The following is a 24270-nucleotide window of genomic DNA, read 5'->3' as shown; positions in this document are numbered from 1 at the left end:
TCAGTTACTCCACTATTTTGCCAAAGATTGATTCGAGCAAATCGTACCAATGTTTAGCTTTTGCAAATGCCTTGCCTCCCGTACCGCAGCCAAATACATCCCTGCTGGTTGCGGTCACTCCCAACTTGAGGATTTTTAAGCTCAACCAAAGCGCTCTATCTGGCTCGGTGGGAATCAGGGCGATTGCTTCACTAACTCGCTCGACTTCACTGCTTCCCCGATTGCTCAGAAGCGGCATCACCCTCGCCAACGCCTTCGAGCGCTCGACTTCTGGAAGTAGTGAAGTAGTGCTGCAATCCAACTCTGGCAATACTTCACCAGCTTCACCCGTTACTTTTTCTGCTTCATTAGGCGATGAAGTAAAAGTATCATCGGGTGCAGTAACTTCACCCGCATTCAAATCCTCATTCCAGGATTCAATCAGTCGTTTCTTGGCTAGTTGCCACATTTTTTTGGATTCTTCAATTTCCTGGGGGAGCGCCAATTCAGTTGTTTGAACTGTTTCAGTATTTACGGAATTTTCTGTTTGAGATGGCGGTTTCGGAATCTCTCGTTTCCATTCGCTCAAATCGGGTACGATTGCCGGGAATTCACCCAACTCGCAGCTAATCCACGCAGCCCGATTCCCCAGCGATTCCAAGTAATCCCGTACTTGCTGATACTTGGCGTATTGTTCCGAATCCTTGGGATATTTGTTGCGATACTTTTCACACTCCTCTAGGGCGAATCTACCCATATAAATGCTGCAAAAACACTCTGCCAAATCGCTCTCATCCTCTAATCCCCAGGTCACTACTTGTCGCCCCTGAGCCAAAGCAAAGATGCGGATGCCGAGTTCGCGGGCGAGAGTAATCATATCGCCCATAATCTGTTTGGCAGAAGGCGATACGATTTGCTTAGTTTTGCGATCGACAATTGCTTTGATATTCTTGCTAATCACTCTCCATTCATCAATGCCCACATTCCACATGGGGAAATCAATTCCCTTTGCCATCAATGCAGTACGCCGGATTCTCTCAGACTGCAAACTTTCCAAAGTTTTACGAATAGCATCATAATTCTCTGGAACTCCAATTACCTCTAATCCAGTCCATTGATGCGGTTTGCGTTTGATGGTGATGACTGTTTTTCTCTGGGATGGTATCACATCCATTAGCCAATCAAAGAGCGTGGTTTTTCCACCGTTGGTGGGTGCAACTCCTCTAATGTGGGGAAACATCTCAGGAGTATCCCTAAACTGTTTCCAATCAAAGAATTTAACACCTAAATCCGGAGTTATTGGTAATTCTACACCCAACAATTGATTGCTCAGGAGTGCGGGTGCTGCGTTTTGTTCGACTTGGGCATCTTCAACTTCCTGAGACTTTGATTCCATTGAAGCGGGCAAAGATTTAGGGGTTGTCAAAGCATCCAACAGTTCGGGGTTCTTCTCTAAATAAAGTGTGTTGTAGCCGTCATAGAGTTCTCGTTTGAAGTCCTTGACTCTCAAATCAGCGGCAATCGCTGTTTTCTGGATTTCTTCGCCATCCAAAATATCGCTGGTTGTTGCCTCTAACTGCTTCAGCCGCGCTTCCTCAAGAGCATTCGATTCATCTATCTTCCTCTGCTTTACCGATGCTGCACTGGATGCAAAATAGGCTGCACCGAAGCTGATGGCAGCAACTGCACCAGATGCTGTCCGCAGCAGCCCCCAACCTTGATACAGCTTCACAAACTTGGCATTCTTGGGATACTTTGAACCCGATACTATAACAGGCGTACAAGGATTTGTAGCAGGGTTGCAGTAACTGACGTGTTTGTCGAAGTAGCCGAACAAACTAAGTCCGGTGCATCCGATGCCCGCAATCAAAATAGCGATCGCACTTTTCATCGATTCCTCCGCAGCAATGCAACCAACTTCATCAGCACCACCGACAAACCGACTATCACCCCAAGCTGCCACACTGTTGTTACTCTAAAGCCGAAGCCTACAACCAAAGGCATATTTGCTAGCAACCACGCCGCATCCCAAAATGCAACCGCAGTTCCGACAATCACCACCAACCCGCTAATCCGACGCATCGACAGCAAGTAGGGTGTAGGATTTTTCGGTTTGACTGCGAACAAACCACCAGCTAGTAAAATCACTGCGACGAGCATTACAGGAGCACCGACAATCCTCGCAACGTGAGCGATGGATAGTCCAACCGCAAACCAGAATCCTTGACCGCAGAGACTGTTTAAGTTTTTGATCAACCGGCATTGGTCTGATTCTTCAAATTCTGGGAGTTGTGATTGCTGTGGAGCAACGGTCGGAGTTTGAGGTTTGGGGATGAGAAATGGTGGCAACTGCATGGTTATTTACCTGAGAAAAAGTCAAAGGCTTTACCGCCCCAATTTCTTAGCCAACCGCTTTTATTGGCAGCGTTATTGGTGGCGTTATTGGTGGCGCTAGTGGTTGCATAATTAGTTGCGTTATTGGTTGCGGTATTGGCAGGACTTAATTGTTTGCTAGTCGATGATGACAAGCCATATTTGCCACGAGTACCGTAAGCGAACAAATCTTTTATTCTATTTCTCTCTTCACTTTTTGCCTCTTGAGCTACTTGTCGCTCCTCAAAGTTTGCTGCTTCTTTATCAGGTTTTCTCGATAGCGTCTCTTTTTGGCGGACTAATCTGTTAGCCACAATCTGAAGAGAAATCTCAAGGTCGTATTCCGCTAAATCACTGTAGTCGATAACTTCTTGGTCGAGAAGTCTGACGCCAACATCCGAATCTTTGGCTAGCTTTTTAGTATTGGCTTCCCAACCTTTCCATGCCAAGAATACGTCGAGGGTGGCTCGATCGATCTTCTCCATGCCATTAGCACCGGCTTTGACGCAGCGGGCAATAAACTCGTTGTACTTTACAACACCATTAATATAGTCATTGACGTGTTTTTCCAACTTATCGAGGTTGTCAATCAGAAACTTGATTTCTTCAACTGAATCTACAAATGCCCCCAATTCTTCCTCGGACATCCCGGCAAAGGCTGAGGGGTCAAAGCCGTAGTATCCCTGAAAGGAAGTCAGCATTTCGGGTGCGCTATCAAATGCTTTGACTTTTCCCACTAGGGCCGGTGCGATGGCTCCACCGCCTGTGTATTTGACAATTGCATTCACGGTTTTTCTCCTTTACTTTGTGCTACTTTAACTGCGTTTGTCCCGTGCTTCCATTCACCAGATAGATACCAATCAGCCCATTGCGTTGCCGAACAAAAAGCTCTATCCTCATTCCCTTCAACTCCCATTTCGATTGGGTCGCAATCGCCGTCGTAAACGTACCAGCCCGCAAAATCTTTTTCAACAACAATCTTGATTCTCACTCCCAGATAATAGAAAGAGCCATCGGGTTCTGGTTCTGCGGCTTGGGATCTGTCATTCTCAATGATTTCACCCCGATTTCTCAATTCACTAAAAGCAGCACCGTGAATGGCAAATAGGGTAGCTGTCGGTAACAAATTCGCAATTTTATCCAGCATTCTATTGCCTCCTAATTCTTTGGTTTTTGTGAAGCAACTAACGGTTGCAGTAAATCCCTCAATTCGCGAGGAAGCGCCATCAGCACCCGTCTGTCGCCCTTGGTTTCTTTGTACCGAACGGCTGCATTGAGGAGCGATATCGGAATCTCAAATTCTTTGTATTGGTTAGTTAATTCTTGCCACAGATCCAACCAAGTTCGCGCTGCTTTGTCGCTAACCATTTCTGACATGAGCGCGGGGATGTTGTCTCTAGTTAAAACTACCCCCAATGCCGTTATAGATGACTTCCGCACGTACAATTCAATGAACGAGGGAATGTAGGCTTTCCAGCATTCTGGATTGTTGGTTGCAAAGAGTTCCTCTATCGTTTCAATTTGGTACATCTTGTTAGCTCCACAAAACTGAGTAATCTAGTTGATTCAGCATTAATTGCTTACTCCCCAATGACGGTGCAAATTGATAGTGATTGTGAGTGCTGTTGTCGATATTCTGGGATACTTGAACTACCGTAGGCGGTAAATCCTTGACGGCTTGCTTGTAACCGTCGTGGTAAGAAGACTTGACCAAATAAACCAGCATTACCGGAATGGCTGCAAACAGGATTGACGCACAAATTACAGAGAGTTTTTCTGACATAATTGTTACCTCAATTTTTCAGGATCGTTGTTCTCTTCAGGAGACATCAAAAGGTGGATCGATTCCTGAGTCAAATCGTTGCTGATTGCTGGTTGTTCGAGTTCATTATTTTGAGTGCAATCTAATTAGCCAACCACCAATGTATCCACGCTTCAGCAGCCGTTATTGCTTCTTCTCGTGTGGTAGATTTTCCTGACTTAATTATGTCAATTCCAACGGTATCGATGACCCTCCACTCCCAAAAATCACGATGTTTTATTGCTTGGACAGACAATCCTCTACATTCAAAAGTAATTTCTCTTTCGTCTGTATATCCAACTATCCAAGTTCTAATTGCACCTCGCTCCTGGAGGTTATTGAATCCAGCGCTTGCTATCCTATCGACAACTTCCACCGGCAGCAGATTAAACACTTTAGTCAACATTTTGCACCTCGATAGTTTGTTCAGATTTATCGGTTGGCATCAAAATATGGATGAATGATGCTGTCAAATTTGGGCTAACGTCGGGTTGAGGAGTAGGAACAGACAAGTTGTGAGTAATAACTGTTTTCGGAATCGGTACGGCTAAGTTATTGCTAATGGATGCCGATTCTGTTAATTCGGAGAAATCAGTATTTTCATTTGGATATAAATTCATTGGTTTTCCTCAAGGTAAGTAGGTTTTCTACGGTTGATTTTCGGGTGTAAAATTGCGGCTTGTAACTATGAAATCTTTTTCACATTGTTCATTCAATCGACTGCTGAATTTTGTGCAGCATATCGAACCACAGCACGAGCTGCTTCTGCTACCTGTGCGTCTGCAATGATTTGGGCTTTGTCGATAATTTGTTGACGGTTTTCGCCCTGAATGCAATTGATAAGTTCGCCGTTTTGATAAACATTGCCGTAGTGTTGACCGCTGCGGTAGCTGATGATTTTTAATTCGTAGACTCCATCTATATCGAGCATTTGATACCGCTGTCCGTCTACGACCTTGTGAATGAACCAATCCGTCAACCAATTCAGCATTTTAGTACCCCTTGAGAAGAATTTCATTAGTCGGCTTGTAAAAAATTACATAGCCGTACTCGACGCAGTATGCTTTTAAAAGCTGATACTTTTCATTGTCTTCAGTAAAAAGGAAATGCACTAACTCTTGCTCTTTTCTGCCCGACTCAGCATAGTGAATTGTTGCCATAACTTCTCTGATTTTAATCAAGCACATCCTCCTACCAGCACGGCAACGAGAGCTAATTGCGACCAACGTATATTTGATGGTTTTCCAAAGCTTTAAGGGAACGATTGAGTACATTTCAACGAATCCAAAGCTTTCAATCATTGTCATCTCCTCCTAAGCATTCGTGTCCCTCGCGACACTCATAGTCCTGTTGTTCTGTTTCAAACCGATAGCAAACCCCTGGATACGTGCATTCTTCAGGGCCCACGCATTCGGGAGGAAAATACTTCTCTTTGGGAATGCAGAGATTTTTGTTCTCGTCTGCTGGCTCCAAGAAGACTTTTTCAGCACCAAACCTTAAAATTTGCTCCTTCATGTAATACAGGCTGAGGTCTTTGATTTGACAAAAGCGCTGGCATTCGTTGGCTGAGTTGTAAACAAAAACATAAGTGTCGTCGTGCCAATGAAGGACTTCTCGATTGCATACTGAAATCAACATTATTTTCTCCAAAAATACTTACAAAAACCTCATTAAGGCGATTGTATCTTCAGCATTTGTGTTCAGGGGCAACTCAGTTGTTTTAATTTGTTTGTTGCCCCCGCATCTCAGGCTCAGGAAAAAGATTAGCTGAAACAATACTTTTTCACGCTTTGCCTGTTGCAGAGCTAGGGCTTCTCCTAACTCCTGGTGAGCCTTTACCAGAGTCCTGGCAATATCCTCTGCTGCTGCTGTTGCGGTGCTGGCTCGATTGGTAACGCAGGCTTTGGGACTGGTAGATTTGCATCCCGCAAGTCCAAAGGGGCTGTTTTCACTGCCGTCGTAAGGACACCAAAGTTACCTCGAATTTGAGATGCGAGCTCGGTCAATCCACTTGTCAGATGGGCGCTGAGAGAAATCTTAAAAGCATCTAGCATTTGGTCGCTCACCGCCACCGCAACATCGGCCATCCCCAAGGATGCTTCGCGGGTCATTCCCTCTATCGCTTGGATTGCTCCGCTTTTTTCTTCGTTAGCATCGCGCTTGGACTCACCGGCAATCGCATCTGAGTCAATGTCGTTGCAGTATTCCCCGCGTCCGTTGCGAGTGCTCGCTATTTGTTCTAGCGCCGAATGCGGTGCAATTCGTTGGTTGAGTACCAGCTCGAAATAGAGGTCGAGTTCAGCGCTATCTTCTTCGCTGAACTTAGAGTTTTGCCAATCTGGGTGTCCTAAAGCTTTGCGCGCGTTGGTCACGTCCGAAACTTTGTTGAGTCCCCATTTGACTTTGATATCGCGGCGCTCAATTGTTAGTTCGGTGTTCGCATTCATATTCATATTCATGAGTCGGTAATCCTTCTTCTGTTAATCGTTCTCGGACAGTTGCAATGCAGCGGTTGGCTTGCTGTATCCAGGTTTCTAAGGTTAACAAGCAATTCAAATGAAATGGAGAAAATGTCCGCCGGTAAGGTGCTCTTTGAAACTCTGGGCATTCTGCTTCCAAAAGCGCGAGTCTGGTCTTGAAAGTAGCTTCTGGCATCGGTTTACCCGGATTGCCTAGAATGACCCTGACCTCTGCTCGAAAGTAACTTGGATGCTGCCACTTGCCTTGCGTGCTGTTGAAAACTGCTACATCTACAGGTTTTTTAGGTGTTGGCATTTTCTGGTTAGCAAATTGTTAGCTATTTGTTAGCTACTTAGCCCAAAAGTCTGATTCTTTGGTTAGCTATTTGCGGAGTTGCCCGAAGTAGCTAACCAAGAATTTAAAAAAAATTATTGTCTCACCGGGACGCTAAACGATTTAGCATCCCAAATCCCCCAGACTTCGCGGGCAGAGGAAACTGCACTTAATATGGCTTCCTGCTGCGATCGCCCGAAAACTCTAATCTCCCGAGGCGGGTTGTACTTGCGGGTGACGGTGACGCTCCATTGGATTTGATGGCTTTTGAGTGCTCTCATCGATCGTCCCTCCCGTCACCGACATTGGGCAATGTCTCTGAACTTTGGACTAACAAAGAACCCGAGAGCAAGCGAATCATTTGCAGCGCTTCACTCTCAGACATCCAAACATTTAAATGTTCAGATGTTAGGAACAAATCTAAGAACTCGCATTCGGACACCGCTTCCAACACCTTGCACGAGTAGTGCTGGGCGTAGGCGATAGCTTCGATGAGCGCCTTCTTCTGGATGTCGGTGCTGGTGGTTAGAAGTTTTTGCCAGCATGGATGGAGTTGGCGGATCGAGAATTGGTCGGCGATCGCTCGCACCAAACTCAAAGCTTCAGCGGATGTTGGCAAGAAGTCAAAAGTCAAAGGCCACTTATCCCCGAACAATTCGATCGTCCCGCATTCTTTGATAGCGCGGGTGAGGGTATCGCTTTGACGGAATGAATAGACGGAGGCTTCCATCAGGGCGCTCAGTTCCTGGTGTGGCATCGCGTTAAGTGATGTCAACAACTGGCGGTACAAAGCGGCAGTTGTTGTATCCGGTTCTGGTGCGGGTGCGGGTGCAGGTGCTGCCAAGAAAGGTGCGGCTGCTTCAATGGGTATCGGTATCTGTGGTTGTGTCATGATGGTCGGAGCATCCTTGTTGATGTGCCAGACCCCGCCCTAGAAGATTGCAAGTCAGAGGGGCGGGATTTGGTTTGTTTGCAGTTTTTTTCTATTAATTGATTGATTTGGGCGATCGCCTCCTTGCGACCCATAGTTTGAACCAGTTGCCGAAACTCCCAAAGAATTTCGATCGCCTCTCTACGAAACCCGCGACTGTTTGCTTGGTAGTACCAGCCAATCGGCTCCAATCTTTGAAGCACCGCAACATCTCGTTTTAATTGAGATTTACTGATATACAGCAATTCCAACGCTTCGTTGCGAGATATATAGGAGATGTCCTCCGGTAATGGCAGGCTGTTCATGACATGGGCTGGTTGCTGGCGATTTTGTGAACCAGGCTCTTAACTGGCTCGCAAATCAATCATTACATAGGGACAATATAGGTGCAATAGTGGTACAAATATATGAGCCATTCGTGAGCCAATCTTAACATTGCTCCACAAATGCACCACTATTGCAACAGAAATGAGATAATAAAGTAAAAATATTGGTAGAATTTATGGCACGCAAGGATGACCGATTGCACGTAGCACCATTGGGCGAATACTACGACGACATATTAAAGATCGATAGCTGGATCAACGCCCGCCCAATTTCTAGCCAAGCTAATTCGCTGCTCTGTGTAAAGCTGCAAGAACGGGAGGAGCGGATTCGAGCGCGAATTGAATACCTCGCAGCGAAGCGGGGAATATCAGGGAAAGAGCTGTGGAATCAAATTCTCAAGGGAGATGCAAAAAAATTGGAGCCAGAGGATATCAGCGAAGTCTCAGATTGAGAAAAAGTTAGAAACTGGCGCTGCCACAAATTGACACGAGGCAAAAACTTGCAATTCCAGGGGGGTGACGTGCTCTGGCGATCGCGCTTGTTACTTAAAAAACTAGGTTGAACTGTCGGTGTATAGACGCCCAACTCACCTATCGAAGGTTTGGTGTATACCCAATATTTTGCAGGCAAAGCGTCAAAGTGAGGATGTCATGACTGAATCAGTGAGAGCAGTTCGGGCCGCAGTGCAAATAGGTTCCCTAACAGTCGATGGGTTCATGTTGCCAGATGGGTCATATCGGATGAGTCAGACACAAGTAGTTGAAGCAGCGGGCTTATCCCGACGCAACGTGTCCGATTTCTTACGCTCAAACGCCGGCGAAAGCTTATTGGGTGAAGGTTACACGGGTACGATCTTTGAGTGCGATTACTACGAGCGCTTACTTAGGGAACACGGCATCGATCCTTGGAGAATTCCGGGGGCACAGGATGAACCGGGTTAATTACTATCCCCAAAATTGGAATTTTTCGATTCCCAAATTCCTTGCCAGCTAGCAATCCAAGTAACACGTTCAAGTTTAAAATTTGGGGGTGTCTATTAAATCATGGAATTAGGGCTCTTCAAAACCACCGAAAAGCCCGCAGCAACCAGACCAGACAAAAAAAAGAGTCCGCTATCTATTGAAGAGACGGCAGACAAACAAATTTAAAATTATTTAGATTCATCATAATCGATATCTGCGATTACTGCAAAATTTACACCTATGTAAATATCACGGTAGTGAAAGCAGGGCCGTCTCTTCTACATATAGCGGGTTTTTTCACAAAAACCAGTTAGCAGCGCTATGAGTAGCGAGAGAGGATTTATGAATGTTGTAGGGCAAATTCAATCTACCGCGTATCTTTCCAGCAAACACGAGCAGCACATCACCGCCAGGGGCTTGCTCAACGACTGGGCCCGAGCAAACTGCCGCACTGTATCTGCTGATGAGGCATCAGTATATTTGGGATACAAGGCAAAGTCTGGCGGCATCCTGTTTCTGGGAAAAACAACGCAATTTCAATTCAGACCGGATAAACCTTGGAAATCAGAAGGCTGCAAAAAAGCACCCAAATACCGCACGCCGGTGGGAGAGTACGACGCATTCTTGCCCCAGCATCCCACCGACAAAAACTACTGGGAGCCAGAAAATCTCAAACAGCACTGCTACCACATCAACGGACACCCGTGCATTGTCCTCACCGAAGGCCCGTTCAAAGGAATCGCCGGGTGCGCTAACGACATCCCAACTATTGCACTGCTGGGCGTTTCAATGGGTCTAACCTCTAAAAAAGGAGACATTCAAGGCAAGCGCTACTTGGTCGAAACTTTAGAAAAGTACGCTCGTGCCGGTTTTGGGTTCATCATTTCCTTTGATGCAGATGCAGCCACCAACCCAAACGTCACCTGGGAACAGCGGAAACTTGGCCTTGTGTTGCTCAAGTTCGACGTTCCGGTCTACAGTGCGACTGGGGGCTGGGATGCGGGTACTGAAGGCGAGACAAAAGGCATGGACGATTTCATTCAACGAAAGAGCATTGAAGCTTTTAGAAAAGTGCTGGCCACGTCCGTTACTTTTAAGGACTGGGAATCAAAAACCTTTGGAGGCGACGGCGGCAGCGGTGGAACTAGAGACAGATACTTAGTCCCCAAGTCCACAACGTTTGAGGTACACTGCCTCAAGAATTTATTCGGAGATGATTGGATAGTTGTCAACGATGCTTTCTACCAATGGAACGGGCGCTATTGGCAGTTCGAGCACTTCGAGGACGTGAACAAACTCATCGGCGACTTTACGGAGAATTGCTACGAAACAGCAGAAGTCGGCAAAAAGTTTAAGTTCGGCACCAACAAATTCTTAGATTCGGCTTTTAAATATTGCCGGAAGGTGCTGCACAAGAAGGTTGATACTTCTCGAAACCACCTCAAATCGTTCTCGAACGGTACTGTAGATTTGAGGACTGGCGAACTGTTCTCACATGACAAAGAGCATTACCTACTTTCTTGTTCCCCCTGCGATTATGTCCCGGGTTCAGAGTGTCCGGCAGAATTTCAGAAATTCATCTTTTCTGCTTATGGTGCTGAACAAGTAGAAGTCATCAGGGCCATAACTTCGATGTACTTAGACCCAACCGCACCTTACGGGAAGTTTGCTTACTTGATTGGGGATAGCGGTAGCGGGAAAGGCGTGATGCTGCGGACTTGGGCTAACTTACTTGGCGAAGAAAACAGCGTCAGTTCCAATAGCTTGACTGAGCTGACAAAACCTGAAGGCCGGCATCAATTATTAACTGGTAAATCCCTGTTTTACATCCCCGATGCTGGCGGATTTCTGAGCGGACTCAAAGCTTTTTACGAATTGGTGGACAACGGCGGCATTTCGGGACGCGCTCTATTTTCTGCATCGGCTTACCAGAAGAAATGGAACGTTCGATTTGCGATCGCATCCGTCGAACACATCCAAACAGAGAATAGCGGCGACGGTTGGGACAGGCGCTGCATACCGCTACAAACTCGCCCCCGCACCGCCAACATTGAAGATCCAGAACTGGGTCGCAAGCTATCCACCGAGTTAGGTGAGATTGCCGGTTGGGCGCTATCAATGGACAAGACAGAGCGCGACCGCATTTTGCTCGTGCCGTCAATCAACCCGTCAATTGTCGCGCTCAAACAAGACGGCGCAATTCTGGGAGATAGCGTCCGTTCGTTCGTCGATCGCTGTTTGAGATCGGGTGGCGAGAGTTACGCTGGCAGTGATTTGCATAGTTGGTATGTGGCATATTGCAAAGCCCACAACCTCTCGCCGAGCGGTTACAACAAATTTGTCCACCACTTGCAGCGAGTGCTCTCAAATCATTGGAAAGCTTCCGAGGTTGTGCGAGAAGGCGACAAAATCAAGCGCATTCCGGCTCAGTGGCGGGGACTTCAGATTTTACCGTGCTTTGTTGATGTAGCAGTCGCAGAGGATGAAGATGGCAGCAACCGCCCGCACATCCCGAACTGGGCTTGCATCAAAACTATTTGTGCTGATGGCGGATTGCAAGAATTAGCCGAAACCCGCACGGTTACAGGCACTTCAGCGATTGCAGAAATTCCAGCACATTCTCAAATAGCTCAAACCGTTGTGGTTACAGGCGTTACCAGCAATTCTGAAATTGTTACAACATCTAAAAACCCTACAACCCGCATGGTTACAGACGTTACAGCGTTACAGGATGAAAGTAGCCTATTTGAAAAAACACCATCACCTGACATCGCAGAGAGTATTAATAATAAAGTCGAGTCTCAACCAGTAACTGATGTAACGCCTGTAACAGCGCCTGTTACACCCACTTTTGAGGTGGAAGCCAAACCGTGTAACAACCCAGAAACTTGTAACAATCCGATCGCCCCTCAACTCCAATTCACCCCCGGCGATCGAGTGAAAGTTTCGGCCCAGTATCCCGGTGCCGAGGAGTACAAAGGCGAGCGAGCCACCGTAGTTGAGGTGTGGAGCGATGGGCTGTGTCGAATTGAGCTTGACCGCGAAGTGGCAATTCTCGGTCAATCAAAAAAACAACTCAACCTTGACCGGCGTTATTTAGTTTCACAATCCGCTGCTGACTCAAATCTCAACGAAAACGAACTAGAACTGGTTGAACGTGCACTCAAAGCAATCGCGGACAATGACCCCGCAGCCGCCAATGATGTCTATTGCCAAGTGCATGAATTGGGAGTCAAGGAAGCGGTCAAAGCACTGCTAACAAACGATGAAAATGAGGATTTTAGACGGCTAGTTAAAGTTTGGAAGAAAAGGAAAAGTCAGCCTTAAACTAACCCCAAGATGCCACTTTTAGTTTGGTGTATACCCGCAATATTGGTTTTCCCCGCCTAGCCTTAGCACTTTTAAGCCCTGGGTCAGGATATGCTTTTTATTTGTAGTTTACACGACTCGATGAGAGTTTATTAATTGAATCTTTGTTCTTTTTCCCTTAAAACGCTTACCTGTAGTAGTTACACCATAAGGTGTGACTGTTAGCACTTGAGTGCTAGCATCATATGACTGCATTAATTCTTTATAAGTGTTTATAAAATCACGTGTTTTTAAATATCCTGCTTCTTCAGGTAACAGTTTTTTTTCTTCTTTTATTTGCTTATAAGTTTTTTCAAAATCTGAAAATGAAATTAAAGCTACTCCCATAGATTGTGGAGGCACTATGCCGGGAATGGCTTCCACTTCAATACCTGCCATTACTTCCTTTTTATTCTCCTTTAATGTAAGAAATATGTTAATCAAATTAACAAAATTAAAGTCCTTTCCTCTGTTGGTAACTCCTACTTCATTAATTATTACAGGATTAGAGCTTTTATTAACAACTTCAATTAATAAATAGTTGTTCAAGGGTTTATTTAGCGCTAATAAACTATAATTATCACGCTTAATTTCAATTGTTATTGCTGTTCGATCTTTATTTACGTTATAGAGAAATGTGCAGAAACTAATAACAAAAACTAAAGTGCTAATAACCGCTGTGTATAGTTGTAGTCCAGTCGTTGGTGTTAAAGATGATAGCCAGGATTTTAAAACATTAAACATTATGTAATACCTCTTTGGCTTAGCTGTAATGTTTCTAATTATAGGTGAGAATATTTAAGTATGCCCGCTTAGCATTTGACACCCGTTTATAGAAATGGTTAGGTAGAGGTATTAGCCATTTATGGGAACGGTGATGAGTAACGAAGCTGTAGCAGTTTTAAGCCGAGGGTCAGGATATTGAACTTCCCCGCCTAACCTCACACCTTTTGGGAATTGTAACGGAATGTAACGTTTATCTCTGGCCCTGCGATTTGGGAACTAACCTGACTCCCTAGACTCTGCATTAGCTCTAATTGTTAGGATTAATATTGCTGTGCCTTAGCTTAAGTTGTCTTACATATACCACCTTACACGTTTTGCATACTGCCTTACACCCTCTTCCCTATTCTCTAGAATCAAAGCTACAATTAGTAAGTTCTTTAAAAAAATGCAAATAATATGCCTTCTCAGTCACCTGGTATGTATATTGTTTTAAGTGGGATCGTAGCTGCCGTAATTTCAGGTATTTTCTCACTATGGACAAATTCAGTTAATGATAAATCACAACTAGAACGAGAAGAAAAACAACGTACTTGGCAACTAGAACGAGAAGAAAAACAACATATTCTGCAAGAAGAAAGCGAGCAAAAAAAATGGTATCGAGAAAAAGTTTATGATTCTTATAAAACATCATTTCAGGTTTTAATAAAAATTCAACAAGAAGAGCTTGACAGTGTAAGTAAAACTAATGATATTGTTAAGAAATATACACATATTACTAACATAAATAAACTCATTTTAGAATTCAATATTGAATTTACTATGATAATAGCTAACCATCAAGATAAAGATTCTGAAGAATTTATAAACAAACTAAGTACAATTGATAAATGTTTGAGAGCAGCTACAATTGATAAATCTCTAGAAGAAGACTCTTCAAAAGTACGACTTATAATGATTGAAATAATGGAAAATGATTCAAGAATAAAAATATAGCAAAACCATCTAATTTGTAGACAATTAGTTCAATAAATGCAAGCGTTTCATGTGGTTCTACATTCATAACTCAAATGGAAATGGGAGAGGACTGTTTGAGAAACCGCTTATGGAGATGAGAGAGGGCTGTTTGGGTAACCAATAGGCAACCGCTTATGGAAATGGTATGTAACCACTTATGAAAATGGGATATAGCTACTTATGGAAATGAAAAAGGGCTACTGTTTCTTAGAATATATAAACTTAGTTACTAATTGATTATCTAGTACCATATCTAGTGAAAAAAAGTAGTTAAGCGAAAATAACCATATTTATTTCCAAGAACATAGTAAAATAATGTTATTCAATTATATAGTCGTAACAAAAAATAACTATGACTCTACTACCTGCATTTGTTCATATTATTGAATCCCCATCCGCTGATGACCTTCTTAACGGACGCACAGAAGGACGTGTCCTTAATGAGATTCTTAATCTCGCTAATATCCCTCATTGTTACAATTTAGCTACAACACAACAAACATTTTATACTGCACTAGAAACACGCCTAAACGAAGCATCAAAAAAGTTTCAAAAATACCCCATACTTCACCTCAGTATGCATGGTAACGAAAATGGCATTGGTCTAACTGACAATACATTTCTACCGTGGGCTGATTTACAAGCAATGCTTACACCATTAAATAATCATTTGAAAGGTGAACTTTTAATTTGTATATCCTCTTGTTTTGGTAGTTGTGGATGTGTAATGGCAATGAATGAGGATAAAGATGAGCCATTTTGGGCTTTAGTTGGTAACAATTATTCAGTTTCTTGGGAGGATGCAGCAGTTGCCTACGTTACTTTTTATCATTTACTGTTTAAAAATACTCTAGTTGAAAAATCTCAAGTTAAGGAATATGTGGAGTACATGAAATTAGCTTCTAAAGACAATAATTTTGAGGTTTGGTGGGGACGTACAATAAAAACAGCTTGGGCTAAACATATAAAATAATTAAGCTAAGAAAAATTATTAAAATATCTCAAAAAAGCAGTTCTTATGATTTATGGAACTGCTTTCAGGGCAACCTTCACTGTTTATGGAAATGCAACTTTGAGATACCTAACCTCACCCTGCAACGTTGCCGTAACGGTTTCGGGTTCTAGGCTGGGAAATATGGATATCCTGACGTAGCAGCACGGGTTACAGGGCGTAGGCGGGAAAATGTCGCTTCCCGGATCAGATTCGCTGTCCGGGACAGACAGTCTAAAATCACACCTATAGGGAGGGATGTGCTATGTAATCAATCAAAACTTCAGTAATTCGAGGATGATAATCCTCAATATTTCGACTAATCCCGTGTGCACATGAAATAAATGTTTCCTGTACTTCCTCAACCTGTATTTCTATCGCAATACGTTGTGCTATTAAATCATCCAAATTGGGACCTAACATATACATAACTTGCTTCATGACAAACCAACGATGATGTAACTTCCCCAATACAGCACCTGCTAGAGCAGTCGCGGATTTGCAATCAAGGTTACCTAATTCAAAAATTACTTCTAGTCGCCTAATAATTACGTCGCAGTAATCAAAGACAAAGTAGCTATAACTACGTGCCCAATCAGAATAGGCGAGAGCCACTACTTGCCAAAGTTCTTCGTCGAGTAAATGTAGTTTTCTTAACACATCTTCATCGATTGCCTGACATATAACCCATAAATCAGATTCGTCTTGTGTTGCCTTAATAAACCTTGCAAAAGTTTCTAACTCTTGGTTGCGCCAGTCAGAAATATTTTGCAATTTATCTACCCATTCTGTAGCGCTAGTGCTAGGAGTAAGATTTTGGGGTTCTGATAAAATTTTGAGGAGTGCGCCACGAACTGCTGTAATATGCTTAAATCGCTTCTTTGGGTTAATTTCAGTACATTTCTCAATAATCAGACCTACAGGGCCTTGACTTGTATATTTGTGATAGGGTATACGAACATGACCTCCAAATAGATCATGCAGTATGCATCCAAAAGCATAAATATCTACCTTTAGTGTTGCGTTGCGAAAATCTTCAACTTGTTCGGGTGCACAATATTTTGCGGTTCCCCAAGCCGAATCAAGGGAGGTTAATTTAGTCGTAGCGCCTGTAACAGGAAGCACTAAACCAAAGTCTGATAGCTTCCAACGCCCCTGATGAAAAAGAATATTCTCTGGTTTGAGGTCGCGGTGAACGTAACCGAGGGAATGAAGCTCTTCCAAAGCATTGAGAATATCAGATAATGCTTCCCGCGGAGTAGTGCCGTTAATGCAGGCATCCTGTATTTCTTGCGAAAAATTTCTATCAGCAAGAGGCATAGTAAACCAAGGAGTTTCGGCTTGGAGATCGGAATCAAGAACTTCTATAAAGTAATCAGCACTAAGTGATGATTGAACTTTAACTTCTCTCTGAAACCGTTTTTTTAACTTTGGTACTTCAGCCGCAGCCAGGATATCTGGAAGAGGGTCAAATACTTTTCGGGCAACTATTTCTCCATTGCCTAGCTCAACCTTCTCAACTCGACCGAACCCGCCACGATTGATTACATTTAATACTTTCATAGATATGGATCAATTCTTCAATTTTTAACATTTTAAGAATAACCTTACGGTTACCGCTACATTAATAATGTATACACTATCCTGATATAGTCGCAGTGTTTCCACCATCTTAGACGGGAAATTTGCGTTTCCTAACGTAGTGGCAAGGGTTAGAAGCTTAGGCGGGAAAATAGGGGTATCTTCGTTTAAACCTCTAGCGGGATTTTTTCGACGGCTTACCATTTATATTTCGTAGTTACAATTTAAGATTTAAGTCGTTGGAAAAATCTCCGCACTGCCGTCCGCAAGGACACCTAAAGCATTGTGTCATGCGGCTGAGACTATTTAACCACCTTAGCGTTTCCAGCCTCTGGCTCAGTAAATGGATTTTTTCTGATAAAGTTTTAGTAGGTGCAAGCCTAGGATGGAATTACAAACGCTTCTGACTTACCTGTAAGGAAGTTGATAGAAAGGGCAAACAGCATCTACTTGTATTTCAGAATAAATCATTACTTCTCCCTGCCAAGTCATATACTGAGAACCAGGACTCTCCAAAATCAAATCTGCATTTGCATTATGACGGTGGAATTTAATATCTGGTGTTTTCTTAGAAAACTCATTCTCAAAGAATAGAAGTGGCAGTTTACTGATGCGTTCTGCAATTGACTCTATATTATATTGGGAGGCGGTATCATTAACAGCGACATCGCGAGGCAGTTTTATTTTGTGAAAGTGACGAACAGTTCTGGCTATTGCAGCCATCAAATGATCGCCAACTCGGTAGAGATTTGCAAAGTGATAACGTAGGTCACGATTTAAAGAAATAGCGGTTATACCACCGGGATGAATTTCAAAATCAGGACCTATATGCCCATTAGGTTGCATCCCCTCTAGAAAATACCCAATAATGCGAGCATTTTTAGGGAAAGTTTGAATACTTGTCTCTACAGTACGTGCAACTATGCCACGTCCCCTTGAGTACATCATTATAGGACGCAATTGACTACCATTGTGTTTAATCTTATTAACAATAGGAGCAAAGGATTCTCTGTAGTCATTGATTGCATTCCGAAAATCCTTATAAGCAGGGTGTCCGACCTTATCCAACCAACGGTCTGGATGTTTTTCCTGAACCTTGCTATCATATGGGTGAATAACTTTAAGAATAGAATAGCAATCATCAATGTGAGATTGTAAGGCGTATAGTAATTCTTTTTGTAAATCAGGCAGCTTTTTCAAAGGATAATCTAAATTTCCATCAGCATTAAACAAAGCCGTAGAAATCCGATCTATTTCATCTAGAACAGCATTGAAAGACTGTATTACTTTCTGTATTGAGTTACTATAGATTGAGAACGGATGCCGTTGGGTATGATCTTTATGATAGGTAAAGCTTTCATTGAGAAGTTTTAAACAATTAAATGCTTTAGGCTGCAAGTTGCCATCTCTATATGTTTTACGTTCGAGGTTCATAGAAGCATAAGTGAGTCAGGTTGTATTACAAGTGTAACACATTGAGTTTGATTAAGGACTGCTAAAGCCTCGGCGCTAATGTCAATATGTCCCAAAAGTATGGGAGTAACTTGTCATTGACCTCTTTTCTGCTGCCAATTGCTTAGTTTTGGGGGTGAATTATTGAAATCGCATTATACATCTTTTGCCTGTATGCTGACCTTGCTGTAGCGGTTACAAGCTCTAGGCGGGGAAAGTGTTGTACATAACTTCTTCTGTTTACAATAATCCTGCTTGACGCTGGCTCCCGGCAACTGCCACACTCCCGGCTTAGCTTTAGGCTCCGGCTCGTGCCTTTTAGCATCCCTTCAAGGAGCATCAAAGCCAGCGATTTTTCTGTTTCACAAGCTCAAATAATTTTGTTTTTCTAATGTGTGTAAGGATACGACGGAGAAGTTAAAATGTATCTAATGTAATGGTCAACCAATTCAATTAAAAAGCTATTAACTAATGGAAGACAATAAGATTTCCCAATTCATTCAAGCGCTGGCATTCTTTGAGCTAGAGTTAGAAGAAATGACCGGGAAGCCTGGGGTTGAAGATAGAAGAGGCCAAGTTATTGCAGTAAGGAAAAAAGGCGATAAGTCACGAATACTGTGCGCTTATTCCACCTATGACGAACTGTTGAATTGGGCAAAACAACAATTTCAATACCCAATTTAACGCTTTTGTTGAAGATAATTTCACAGCCGTTTATTACCATTGGAAAGCCGCCACACTTCCTGCCCTGTTCGATCGCTCCCGACAGCCTTGGTGTATACCCACTGTTAGCGTACATCAGCTTTGATTCTGTTTGCGATAATCCCAAGGACGCTGACCGCCACCAGGAAGCTGCCACACTCCCAGCTTTTGCGATCGCCCGATTTCCTCTGCCGTATCGAACACATCAGCATTGTGGCAGTTGCCACTGAATTGCTTGTAGTGGTAAGCCATTCCCGCTGTGAGCATTTCCTCCTGTACAGATTCTTCACCCTGCGGCGTATCAAACAGCACTTCGGCAACAGTACGGCCGTAGCGGTCTCGATCCATCTCCACTACTATTACCTCACCTTTGGCTTTATTCAAAAGCGATCGCAGGTAATCCCTACTTTCGATGCCGAGGGGTTGCTTTACTTCTGGTGCATCGATACCGCACAAGCGAATCTTAGAAGTTTTGCCATCGCATCGCACTTGAAAGGTATCGCCGTCGTATACCGAGCCTTCGATTACTTGACACCTCTGAGATGTTGTTTCGCTGGGAGGCTTGGCTAACTTGGGTTTGTCGGAGTCTGGTTTGTGGAAAAACTGAAACCAAATCAAACCGACAACGACGAGTAGGGGCAGCGCATTCACAAGTTTTTGCATTTTATTTGCCGCCCACAACTTTGAGAATTGCCAACCGTGCTAGCTGCCGATCTATCCAGGTTTCGCAATCTTTAAAGGAGGTAGCATCTTTGATTAACGCCCAATCGCCCGAAGGGAATTGAATCAAGAATTCTCTACCTCTAGCTTTTTTTATAATCGTGCAGCCCCGGTAAATAGAACTATTTGGTAACATCAATTACTACCTCTAAGCTAATTTGTCTGTCCTTTTGACCGAGATTCTTGATCCGCCTTATTTTACCAGCTACCGGGGATTTAATCTGAGTAATATCCCGCAACTTTCCCTCAATTTCTTGTTTCTTACCAACCAATCCTGCAACCTGATACTGCTGCCTCTGCATCTCTGACTGCTGCCGTACCAAATTCAAGGAATGCTCGTATTGCTGATGTTGGTAGTCATTTTTTACCTTATTAAGCGCTGCAACTGCACTGTTTAACTGTCCCGTCAACCGTGCTTTGGATTCGGCAAGCTTTACTTCATTTTCTACATTTTTTCTGATTGTTTCTGCTGCTTTCTCTAACTTGTCGTGTTCTGCTAGTCTTTGCAATCTTTTATCCTTAAATCTAAAAAACGTGGATTGAGGTGCTGTTTCTGGTCTAGCATTCAACAGTTCAATTTCAGTTTTGATTTGAGAGATTGCCGCTTCTTCGACAGCAAAGTTAGGCGGAGGTAAATCAGTTAGTTGGCTGCTAGGAATCGATAATTTTTTGATAGTATTGTCGATTTGGTCGCGTTCTACCTCCAATGATTGCCGTTCTTCGGTACGATCGCTGATGATTTGCCCCTGAGTAACGCTATCGCCTTCAGCAATCTTTAAATCGGTTAAGGATACAACTTGTACCTGAATTCGATGGCGTTTTGATTGTTTGGTTTCAGGCTTCTTCAGTTGAATGTTTGTCTGCTTCTGGAGTTGCAGGTTTGTTGATGTTGGTGTTGGTTGTATGGACAGTAAAGGTAAGAACGGCAAAGAACCAACGATGCTTGCTCCAAAAGCTGCGAGTAATAAATCTTTCATAAATCTGGTTTTGGATTAAATATTTTGGCTTCTATCGCACCTGTGACATATTGCCCTTTGAGCAATTTGACAACCGTTTCAATCGGGCAGTAATTAAAGTTTATTGTATTGCCAGTCAATTTGACAATCTCAAGTTGCTTGGAATTGCTGGGTATTTTAATGAGATCCGGCTCGTCAACCGTCAAAGTACCGCTAATCACAATTAAAGTATTGGGAACCGGGACAACGGTAAATTCTTCTTCATCAAATTCCAAAGTCTGTACCGATGACGATGCTGATTTCCCAATTTCCGCAGTCAAACGGCTGGCGATAATGTTCGTTCCTGTTTTGAAAATTCCTTGTTTGTTGCTAACGACAAACTCGTTGCCCTCGTTGGCAATCACAAAATATTTGCCGTCTGCTGCTGCTGAATCGCTAGCAAAAGTACCCGCAATTTCCGCGTAAACGTGGTGCGATGCCGAATTGGTTCGGTAAGTTTCTGTTGCGTTGGTTCTCAGCCCCAGCGTACTCCCCACTAGCGCAGTCGGGCCGCCCGAACCGCTTAAATAGAGAGCTGCAATCAAAGTTATCATCGCAATTCCCAACACCCAATATTCGCCAGTTCCCCCAGTTTGCAAGCGTCGGTTCGGGTTACTCACGGATATACACCAAGCTGGATGCGGCCAGAAAAACTGCACGCCTTGTTTGGTAAATACATCAGAGAAGCAACTAAGCAAGTGTCCCAACGGCAAGGAGAGCCAAGTTTTCCAATCAGCGTAGAAATACAGGGGTGCTGAGACCAGAGCGATCGCCACAGTTGCTAAAAAGCAGTGAGTTATTGACCTGTGAGGAAAGCGATTCTCGATCCAATTGCTAATGGGAAATAGGATTTGTCCGATTGTCGAAGTGCTCGTATCCAAATCAGGAAGTTGGGAACCCGCGATCGCCAATGCTAGGTGCAGCGGACTCCCAGTAGTCAAAGTTAGCGAGACTCCTGCTGCTGCGATGATGCTGTGAGTTATTGCCATCATAGTTTTGGCTCCTTCTTTAACATCAGTTCACCCCCAAACCCTTATTGTCCAAGCTTCTTGCGAGCACCCTCGACCCTTCCCAATTGTTTCGCCGCCATCGCCACAGTCAAAGCAACGCCACCAAAGATTTGCCAATTTTTGTTGCCAGTTCCCATGCCCACATAGCGCAGGATAGCAAAGGAAAATAAGGCAGCCAACAAAATCGGCATCATCACGAGATACTGTCTGTGTTCGACTGTTGGGTTGATTCCGAGCTTCTCTTGTCTCACTACTTTCCTGGCTAGCATCGGATTCCGACCAGCTAACGGTTGTAATTGAGAAAGTCGAGCAGGCGTCAGGTTCAACCCCAACTTTTTCGCTTCATCCTGCATTGCCGATCTAATAGTGCGATCACAAGGTAGCTGAAGTTCTACTTCGATCATCTCAATGAAAATATCGCGACCGGGATTGGCGATCGCAAAGCAACAAACTCGGCATCCCTGATCGATTAAATCTTCGAGCCAAAACCGAATCCCCGTAGTCAGTCGTTTGGCTTGGGGCAGAATCAATAACGCATCGGTCGGGAGATTGAGTCCAATTTCTTCTTTGAGTCGATCTAATGTCAGTTCCTTGATTCTGCCTTTGTCATCCTCAATCTCAGTTGGTACATCTAATTGTTCTGCTAACTGCTGAAAGAATTTCTTGCCGCTTCCTTTGTAGGTAGCCACAGCAACTGAAAATTCTCCCGCCAATTCCAGATCAACGCCCGTCGCCACATCTTCCAATCCGGTTCCCAGTTCCCCGGTGACGATGCAGCAGTGACCGCTACGGAGTATTTCACAGACTTTGGTTACTTCCTCTCTTACTTCTTGCCTTGATTCTGGCGGTGCCGCTGCAACAGTCCCTGAGCTATTGATTCGGCATTCTGCTTTGGGTCGGCTGCTTCCCTCACTGCTTGTAGTCTTGCTTTCTGCTTGTTCGACAAATCCTCCTCCGTCATTTCGTGGGCTAAGCGCAACCTCACCAAATATGGCATCGCTATCTGCTTCACTTTCAGATCGCCTGCTTCATCAATGAATTGACTTACCATTTCATCATCCATCTCGGTGAAAGTTTCTGCCTCCACCTCTGGAATTTCCAATTCCGATGCCAAACCGGAACTTTCCGCCACCGCTAACTGACCTCCGCTCCCCCTAAATCCCTTCATCTTCCCCGTTTGTTTTATGTGCTCGTTCAGTTCCTCCATGAGTTTCATTTGGTCAGGATTCAGATACACTCCCTCCTCATCCTTGCTTGCCTCAATTCCCAGATGGTTTAATCTGTTGTAATACGTAGTCGATCCGATACCCAGCTTCTCGTAGATTTCATCGGGTCGCCATTTGGTGGAAACTTCTTCTGTCATTGGAATTTCCATAGCTTTTTCATATCAGAGTTACATAATATGTACTATACACCGCAAAAAACTTAGTGTCTTTCCAACCACCCCCACCGGAAAAAGCACCGGAACCGTGGATTTTTTGGCTGCGTAATTGCACGTTAAAGTAATCTGGTGAAGCGGTGTAATTTCAGACAATAAGGATAGAATCGAGAAAAGTGCAGGAGGCGAAGATGGCACAGGCTGACATGGGCGATTCGATGGTACGAGCGTGGAATATGGGAAGGCTAGCGAGGAAGAAGCGGAATCCGAGAACTGGAGAAACCAAGGACATCCTGACGGGTGCAGATTGGAATGAGGGTATCATCGACAACAACAACGGCACACCAATTAGCACCATCAATGAAACGATTGGCGGCGATGATGTAACCGATTGGGCGAGGTTTCGGGTCAACTTTCCGGTGCAAGTGAATCTGGTGACGGACAACGCCATCGCCGCAATTGTGAACTCTAGCCGCAACGTTGTAGTGGATTCTAGTGACGGGTATTCCAGCAACCTGACAACCACTTTGCAGCCGGGAGTCTACTTTCTCCAGTTCAGCACCGAGTCTTCGATTCCCTCTTTGTTTACCTCGCAACTGACCTTAACCAAGGTTTAGCAGCCAGTATTTGGAAGGATCTGAGATTTGTCAGGCTTTGAGAAGTTTGCTACTATGGCGATATACTGTCAATTGTATGTATAAATTTATGCCGAATTTAAATCCTAAAACGGAGCAGCTATCAAGTTTTCCCCTGTTGGGGGAAGCAGAAGGAAGGCTTTCGCGGAAACAAATTCAGGTAAAGCCGGAACAAGAAGTTTATGATTTTCTGATGTCTCTACCTGTAGAAGAGAGAGTTTCTTTGATGAGAAAAGCTTTGCGAGACGCCGTAAAAACTTATCAATCTGCATCTTCCCCGTAACCGCCTCAACTTCCTCAAAATCCTCATCGGAGTCAACATCAGGGGCGCGGCCGACATCAAAAGGAGTCTCGATCGTATACTTGCGGCGGGCAGTGCGATCGTCCAACACGACATCCTCCTGCAAATCCTGGATGTCGTCGTCAAACACGGCACCCTCAAAACCGGCATCCTGAACGCTGGCATCCTCATAGGCATTGAACCCAGTTCCAGCAGGAATCAGGCGGCCGATGATCACGTTTTCCTTGAGGCCGCGCAGCCAGTCGGATTTG

At 44.1% G+C, this 24270-nt stretch carries 33 protein-coding genes; 7 read left to right on the top strand and 26 right to left on the bottom strand.

The window, feature by feature from the left end; genetic code table 11:
* Nucleotides 1-4 precede the first annotated feature (4 nt).
* The 16 genes from JGK07_RS03140 to JGK07_RS03065 form a co-directional block, all read right to left on the bottom strand.
* Nucleotides 5-1942, bottom strand: a complete 1938-nt coding sequence (locus JGK07_RS03140) for a hypothetical protein (RefSeq protein WP_293242275.1) — start codon at nucleotides 1940-1942, stop codon at nucleotides 5-7.
* Nucleotides 1867-2334 (bottom strand): hypothetical protein, encoded by a 468-nt coding sequence (locus tag JGK07_RS03135; protein ID WP_293242278.1) that lies wholly within the window; start codon nucleotides 2332-2334, stop codon nucleotides 1867-1869. Before JGK07_RS03135 ends, JGK07_RS03140 begins: the two co-directional genes overlap by 76 nt.
* A 2-nt stretch (nucleotides 2335-2336) precedes the next feature.
* Nucleotides 2337-3140, bottom strand: coding sequence for a hypothetical protein (locus JGK07_RS03130; RefSeq protein WP_293242281.1), 804 nt, complete (start codon nucleotides 3138-3140; stop codon nucleotides 2337-2339).
* On the bottom strand, nucleotides 3137-3499 hold the full coding sequence (locus JGK07_RS03125; protein WP_293242284.1) for a hypothetical protein: 363 nt from the start codon (nucleotides 3497-3499) through the stop codon (nucleotides 3137-3139). Before JGK07_RS03125 ends, JGK07_RS03130 begins: the two co-directional genes overlap by 4 nt.
* 11 nt (nucleotides 3500-3510) lie before the next feature.
* Complete coding sequence (locus JGK07_RS03120) at nucleotides 3511-3882, bottom strand: hypothetical protein (protein ID WP_293242287.1); 372 nt, start codon at nucleotides 3880-3882, stop codon at nucleotides 3511-3513.
* Between the two features lie 4 nt (nucleotides 3883-3886).
* A complete protein-coding gene (locus JGK07_RS03115) occupies nucleotides 3887-4135 on the bottom strand; it encodes a hypothetical protein (protein ID WP_293242290.1) in 249 nt (82 codons plus the stop codon).
* A gap of 121 nt (nucleotides 4136-4256) precedes the next feature.
* Nucleotides 4257-4559: a hypothetical protein gene (locus JGK07_RS03110; protein WP_293242293.1), complete on the bottom strand. Its 303-nt coding sequence runs from the start codon at nucleotides 4557-4559 to the stop codon at nucleotides 4257-4259.
* A complete protein-coding gene (locus JGK07_RS03105) occupies nucleotides 4549-4773 on the bottom strand; it encodes a hypothetical protein (RefSeq protein ID WP_293242296.1) in 225 nt (74 codons plus the stop codon). Before JGK07_RS03105 ends, JGK07_RS03110 begins: the two co-directional genes overlap by 11 nt.
* A 92-nt stretch (nucleotides 4774-4865) precedes the next feature.
* On the bottom strand, nucleotides 4866-5144 hold the full coding sequence (locus JGK07_RS03100) for a hypothetical protein (protein ID WP_293242299.1): 279 nt from the start codon (nucleotides 5142-5144) through the stop codon (nucleotides 4866-4868).
* Between the two features lies 1 nt (nucleotide 5145).
* Nucleotides 5146-5454 (bottom strand): hypothetical protein, encoded by a 309-nt coding sequence (locus tag JGK07_RS03095; RefSeq protein ID WP_293290720.1) that lies wholly within the window; start codon nucleotides 5452-5454, stop codon nucleotides 5146-5148.
* The gene (locus tag JGK07_RS03090) at nucleotides 5447-5791 is read right to left on the bottom strand and encodes a hypothetical protein (RefSeq protein ID WP_293242305.1); all 345 of its coding nucleotides are present in this window, start codon (nucleotides 5789-5791) and stop codon (nucleotides 5447-5449) included. Before JGK07_RS03090 ends, JGK07_RS03095 begins: the two co-directional genes overlap by 8 nt.
* 197 nt (nucleotides 5792-5988) lie before the next feature.
* The gene (locus tag JGK07_RS03085) at nucleotides 5989-6600 is read right to left on the bottom strand and encodes a hypothetical protein (protein ID WP_293242308.1); all 612 of its coding nucleotides are present in this window, start codon (nucleotides 6598-6600) and stop codon (nucleotides 5989-5991) included.
* Nucleotides 6572-6928, bottom strand: a complete 357-nt coding sequence (locus tag JGK07_RS03080; protein WP_293242311.1) for a hypothetical protein — start codon at nucleotides 6926-6928, stop codon at nucleotides 6572-6574. Before JGK07_RS03080 ends, JGK07_RS03085 begins: the two co-directional genes overlap by 29 nt.
* A 113-nt stretch (nucleotides 6929-7041) precedes the next feature.
* Complete coding sequence (locus JGK07_RS03075) at nucleotides 7042-7227, bottom strand: hypothetical protein (RefSeq protein WP_293242314.1); 186 nt, start codon at nucleotides 7225-7227, stop codon at nucleotides 7042-7044.
* Nucleotides 7224-7838: a hypothetical protein gene (locus JGK07_RS03070; RefSeq protein WP_293242317.1), complete on the bottom strand. Its 615-nt coding sequence runs from the start codon at nucleotides 7836-7838 to the stop codon at nucleotides 7224-7226. The genes JGK07_RS03075 and JGK07_RS03070 overlap by 4 nt, the downstream gene beginning before the upstream one ends.
* Nucleotides 7835-8182: a hypothetical protein gene (locus JGK07_RS03065; protein WP_293242320.1), complete on the bottom strand. Its 348-nt coding sequence runs from the start codon at nucleotides 8180-8182 to the stop codon at nucleotides 7835-7837. The genes JGK07_RS03070 and JGK07_RS03065 overlap by 4 nt, the downstream gene beginning before the upstream one ends.
* A 197-nt stretch (nucleotides 8183-8379) precedes the next feature.
* On the opposite strand from JGK07_RS03065, the gene JGK07_RS03060 reads away from it, so the two are divergent.
* The 3 genes from JGK07_RS03060 (at nucleotide 8380) to JGK07_RS03050 (ending at nucleotide 12493) form a co-directional block, all read left to right on the top strand.
* Nucleotides 8380-8655, top strand: a complete 276-nt coding sequence (locus JGK07_RS03060; RefSeq protein ID WP_293242323.1) for a hypothetical protein — start codon at nucleotides 8380-8382, stop codon at nucleotides 8653-8655.
* Nucleotides 8656-8854: 199 nt separating this feature from the next.
* Nucleotides 8855-9145 carry a hypothetical protein gene (locus tag JGK07_RS03055; RefSeq protein ID WP_293242326.1) on the top strand — a complete coding sequence of 97 codons (291 nt, stop codon included), beginning with the start codon at nucleotides 8855-8857 and terminating at the stop codon, nucleotides 9143-9145.
* A 363-nt stretch (nucleotides 9146-9508) separates the two neighbouring features.
* Nucleotides 9509-12493 (top strand): DUF3854 domain-containing protein, encoded by a 2985-nt coding sequence (locus JGK07_RS03050; protein ID WP_293242329.1) that lies wholly within the window; start codon nucleotides 9509-9511, stop codon nucleotides 12491-12493.
* A 111-nt stretch (nucleotides 12494-12604) separates the two neighbouring features.
* On the opposite strand, the gene JGK07_RS03045 is transcribed toward JGK07_RS03050, so the two are convergent.
* On the bottom strand, nucleotides 12605-13258 hold the full coding sequence (locus JGK07_RS03045) for a hypothetical protein (protein WP_293242332.1): 654 nt from the start codon (nucleotides 13256-13258) through the stop codon (nucleotides 12605-12607).
* A 438-nt stretch (nucleotides 13259-13696) separates the two neighbouring features.
* Between JGK07_RS03045 and JGK07_RS03040 the strand changes: the two genes are divergently transcribed.
* Entirely contained in the window at nucleotides 13697-14233 is a 537-nt protein-coding gene (locus JGK07_RS03040) for a hypothetical protein (RefSeq protein WP_293242335.1), read from the top strand.
* A gap of 373 nt (nucleotides 14234-14606) precedes the next feature.
* Nucleotides 14607-15227: a hypothetical protein gene (locus JGK07_RS03035; RefSeq protein WP_293242338.1), complete on the top strand. Its 621-nt coding sequence runs from the start codon at nucleotides 14607-14609 to the stop codon at nucleotides 15225-15227.
* Between the two features lie 264 nt (nucleotides 15228-15491).
* Here the strand turns inward: JGK07_RS03035 and JGK07_RS03030 are convergent, their stop codons facing one another.
* On the bottom strand, nucleotides 15492-16808 hold the full coding sequence (locus tag JGK07_RS03030) for a serine/threonine-protein kinase (protein ID WP_293242341.1): 1317 nt from the start codon (nucleotides 16806-16808) through the stop codon (nucleotides 15492-15494).
* A 426-nt stretch (nucleotides 16809-17234) separates the two neighbouring features.
* On the bottom strand, nucleotides 17235-18260 hold the full coding sequence (locus JGK07_RS03025; protein WP_293242344.1) for a hypothetical protein: 1026 nt from the start codon (nucleotides 18258-18260) through the stop codon (nucleotides 17235-17237).
* Nucleotides 18261-18749: 489 nt separating this feature from the next.
* Here JGK07_RS03025 and JGK07_RS03020 point away from each other — a divergent pair, with 489 nt between their 5' ends.
* On the top strand, nucleotides 18750-18962 hold the full coding sequence (locus tag JGK07_RS03020) for a hypothetical protein (RefSeq protein WP_293242355.1): 213 nt from the start codon (nucleotides 18750-18752) through the stop codon (nucleotides 18960-18962).
* Between the two features lie 114 nt (nucleotides 18963-19076).
* Here JGK07_RS03020 and JGK07_RS03015 read toward each other — a convergent pair whose 3' ends face one another.
* The 6 genes from JGK07_RS03015 to JGK07_RS02990 form a co-directional block, all read right to left on the bottom strand.
* Entirely contained in the window at nucleotides 19077-19643 is a 567-nt protein-coding gene (locus JGK07_RS03015) for a thermonuclease family protein (protein WP_293242358.1), read from the bottom strand.
* A 1-nt stretch (nucleotide 19644) separates the two neighbouring features.
* Nucleotides 19645-19836 carry a hypothetical protein gene (locus tag JGK07_RS03010; protein ID WP_293242361.1) on the bottom strand — a complete coding sequence of 64 codons (192 nt, stop codon included), beginning with the start codon at nucleotides 19834-19836 and terminating at the stop codon, nucleotides 19645-19647.
* Nucleotides 19823-20677, bottom strand: a complete 855-nt coding sequence (locus tag JGK07_RS03005; RefSeq protein WP_293242364.1) for a hypothetical protein — start codon at nucleotides 20675-20677, stop codon at nucleotides 19823-19825. The genes JGK07_RS03010 and JGK07_RS03005 overlap by 14 nt, the downstream gene beginning before the upstream one ends.
* Nucleotides 20674-21687, bottom strand: a complete 1014-nt coding sequence (locus tag JGK07_RS03000) for a metal-dependent hydrolase (RefSeq protein WP_293242367.1) — start codon at nucleotides 21685-21687, stop codon at nucleotides 20674-20676. Before JGK07_RS03000 ends, JGK07_RS03005 begins: the two co-directional genes overlap by 4 nt.
* A 41-nt stretch (nucleotides 21688-21728) precedes the next feature.
* Nucleotides 21729-22442 carry a hypothetical protein gene (locus tag JGK07_RS02995; RefSeq protein ID WP_293242369.1) on the bottom strand — a complete coding sequence of 238 codons (714 nt, stop codon included), beginning with the start codon at nucleotides 22440-22442 and terminating at the stop codon, nucleotides 21729-21731.
* An 86-nt stretch (nucleotides 22443-22528) separates the two neighbouring features.
* Complete coding sequence (locus JGK07_RS02990; RefSeq protein ID WP_293242372.1) at nucleotides 22529-23080, bottom strand: hypothetical protein; 552 nt, start codon at nucleotides 23078-23080, stop codon at nucleotides 22529-22531.
* Between the two features lie 221 nt (nucleotides 23081-23301).
* Between JGK07_RS02990 and JGK07_RS02985 the strand changes: the two genes are divergently transcribed.
* The gene (locus tag JGK07_RS02985) at nucleotides 23302-23700 is read left to right on the top strand and encodes a hypothetical protein (RefSeq protein WP_293290717.1); all 399 of its coding nucleotides are present in this window, start codon (nucleotides 23302-23304) and stop codon (nucleotides 23698-23700) included.
* A 104-nt stretch (nucleotides 23701-23804) separates the two neighbouring features.
* On the opposite strand, the gene JGK07_RS02980 is transcribed toward JGK07_RS02985, so the two are convergent.
* Nucleotides 23805-24270: hypothetical protein (locus JGK07_RS02980; RefSeq protein WP_293242378.1), on the bottom strand; the 466-nt coding region annotated here is incomplete at its 5' end.

It is taken from the genome of Microcoleus sp. PH2017_24_DOB_U_A (genome assembly GCF_020738205.1).
Taxonomy (GTDB): Bacteria; Cyanobacteriota; Cyanobacteriia; order Cyanobacteriales; family Microcoleaceae; genus Microcoleus.
The sequence above is the reverse complement of the archived record's forward strand: the minus strand, read 5'-3'. Positions and strand labels throughout refer to the sequence as shown.

Coding starts and splice junctions, on each gene's coding strand:
- JGK07_RS03075 (WP_293242314.1), bottom strand. CDS start 7,227: ATGAGAGCACTCAAAAGCCATCAAATCCAATGGAGCGTCACCGTCACC.
- JGK07_RS03025 (WP_293242344.1), bottom strand. CDS start 18,260: ATGAACCTCGAACGTAAAACATATAGAGATGGCAACTTGCAGCCTAAA.
- JGK07_RS03125 (WP_293242284.1), bottom strand. CDS start 3,499: ATGCTGGATAAAATTGCGAATTTGTTACCGACAGCTACCCTATTTGCC.
- JGK07_RS03030 (WP_293242341.1), bottom strand. CDS start 16,808: ATGAAAGTATTAAATGTAATCAATCGTGGCGGGTTCGGTCGAGTTGAG.
- JGK07_RS03015 (WP_293242358.1), bottom strand. CDS start 19,643: ATGCAAAAACTTGTGAATGCGCTGCCCCTACTCGTCGTTGTCGGTTTG.
- JGK07_RS03000 (WP_293242367.1), bottom strand. CDS start 21,687: ATGATGGCAATAACTCACAGCATCATCGCAGCAGCAGGAGTCTCGCTA.
- JGK07_RS03100 (WP_293242299.1), bottom strand. CDS start 5,144: ATGCTGAATTGGTTGACGGATTGGTTCATTCACAAGGTCGTAGACGGA.
- JGK07_RS03070 (WP_293242317.1), bottom strand. CDS start 7,838: ATGACACAACCACAGATACCGATACCCATTGAAGCAGCCGCACCTTTC.
- JGK07_RS03135 (WP_293242278.1), bottom strand. CDS start 2,334: ATGCAGTTGCCACCATTTCTCATCCCCAAACCTCAAACTCCGACCGTT.
- JGK07_RS03065 (WP_293242320.1), bottom strand. CDS start 8,182: ATGAACAGCCTGCCATTACCGGAGGACATCTCCTATATATCTCGCAAC.
- JGK07_RS03020 (WP_293242355.1), top strand. CDS start 18,750: ATGGAAGACAATAAGATTTCCCAATTCATTCAAGCGCTGGCATTCTTT.
- JGK07_RS03105 (WP_293242296.1), bottom strand. CDS start 4,773: ATGAATTTATATCCAAATGAAAATACTGATTTCTCCGAATTAACAGAA.
- JGK07_RS03080 (WP_293242311.1), bottom strand. CDS start 6,928: ATGCCAACACCTAAAAAACCTGTAGATGTAGCAGTTTTCAACAGCACG.
- JGK07_RS03115 (WP_293242290.1), bottom strand. CDS start 4,135: ATGTCAGAAAAACTCTCTGTAATTTGTGCGTCAATCCTGTTTGCAGCC.
- JGK07_RS03120 (WP_293242287.1), bottom strand. CDS start 3,882: ATGTACCAAATTGAAACGATAGAGGAACTCTTTGCAACCAACAATCCA.
- JGK07_RS03010 (WP_293242361.1), bottom strand. CDS start 19,836: ATGTTACCAAATAGTTCTATTTACCGGGGCTGCACGATTATAAAAAAA.
- JGK07_RS02990 (WP_293242372.1), bottom strand. CDS start 23,080: ATGGAAATTCCAATGACAGAAGAAGTTTCCACCAAATGGCGACCCGAT.
- JGK07_RS03050 (WP_293242329.1), top strand. CDS start 9,509: ATGAATGTTGTAGGGCAAATTCAATCTACCGCGTATCTTTCCAGCAAA.
- JGK07_RS03060 (WP_293242323.1), top strand. CDS start 8,380: ATGGCACGCAAGGATGACCGATTGCACGTAGCACCATTGGGCGAATAC.
- JGK07_RS02985 (WP_293290717.1), top strand. CDS start 23,302: ATGGTACGAGCGTGGAATATGGGAAGGCTAGCGAGGAAGAAGCGGAAT.
- JGK07_RS03090 (WP_293242305.1), bottom strand. CDS start 5,791: ATGTTGATTTCAGTATGCAATCGAGAAGTCCTTCATTGGCACGACGAC.
- JGK07_RS03095 (WP_293290720.1), bottom strand. CDS start 5,454: ATGATTGAAAGCTTTGGATTCGTTGAAATGTACTCAATCGTTCCCTTA.
- JGK07_RS03040 (WP_293242335.1), top strand. CDS start 13,697: ATGCCTTCTCAGTCACCTGGTATGTATATTGTTTTAAGTGGGATCGTA.
- JGK07_RS03005 (WP_293242364.1), bottom strand. CDS start 20,677: ATGAAAGATTTATTACTCGCAGCTTTTGGAGCAAGCATCGTTGGTTCT.
- JGK07_RS03110 (WP_293242293.1), bottom strand. CDS start 4,559: ATGTTGACTAAAGTGTTTAATCTGCTGCCGGTGGAAGTTGTCGATAGG.
- JGK07_RS03035 (WP_293242338.1), top strand. CDS start 14,607: ATGACTCTACTACCTGCATTTGTTCATATTATTGAATCCCCATCCGCT.
- JGK07_RS03085 (WP_293242308.1), bottom strand. CDS start 6,600: ATGAATGCGAACACCGAACTAACAATTGAGCGCCGCGATATCAAAGTC.
- JGK07_RS03045 (WP_293242332.1), bottom strand. CDS start 13,258: ATGTTTAATGTTTTAAAATCCTGGCTATCATCTTTAACACCAACGACT.
- JGK07_RS03055 (WP_293242326.1), top strand. CDS start 8,855: ATGACTGAATCAGTGAGAGCAGTTCGGGCCGCAGTGCAAATAGGTTCC.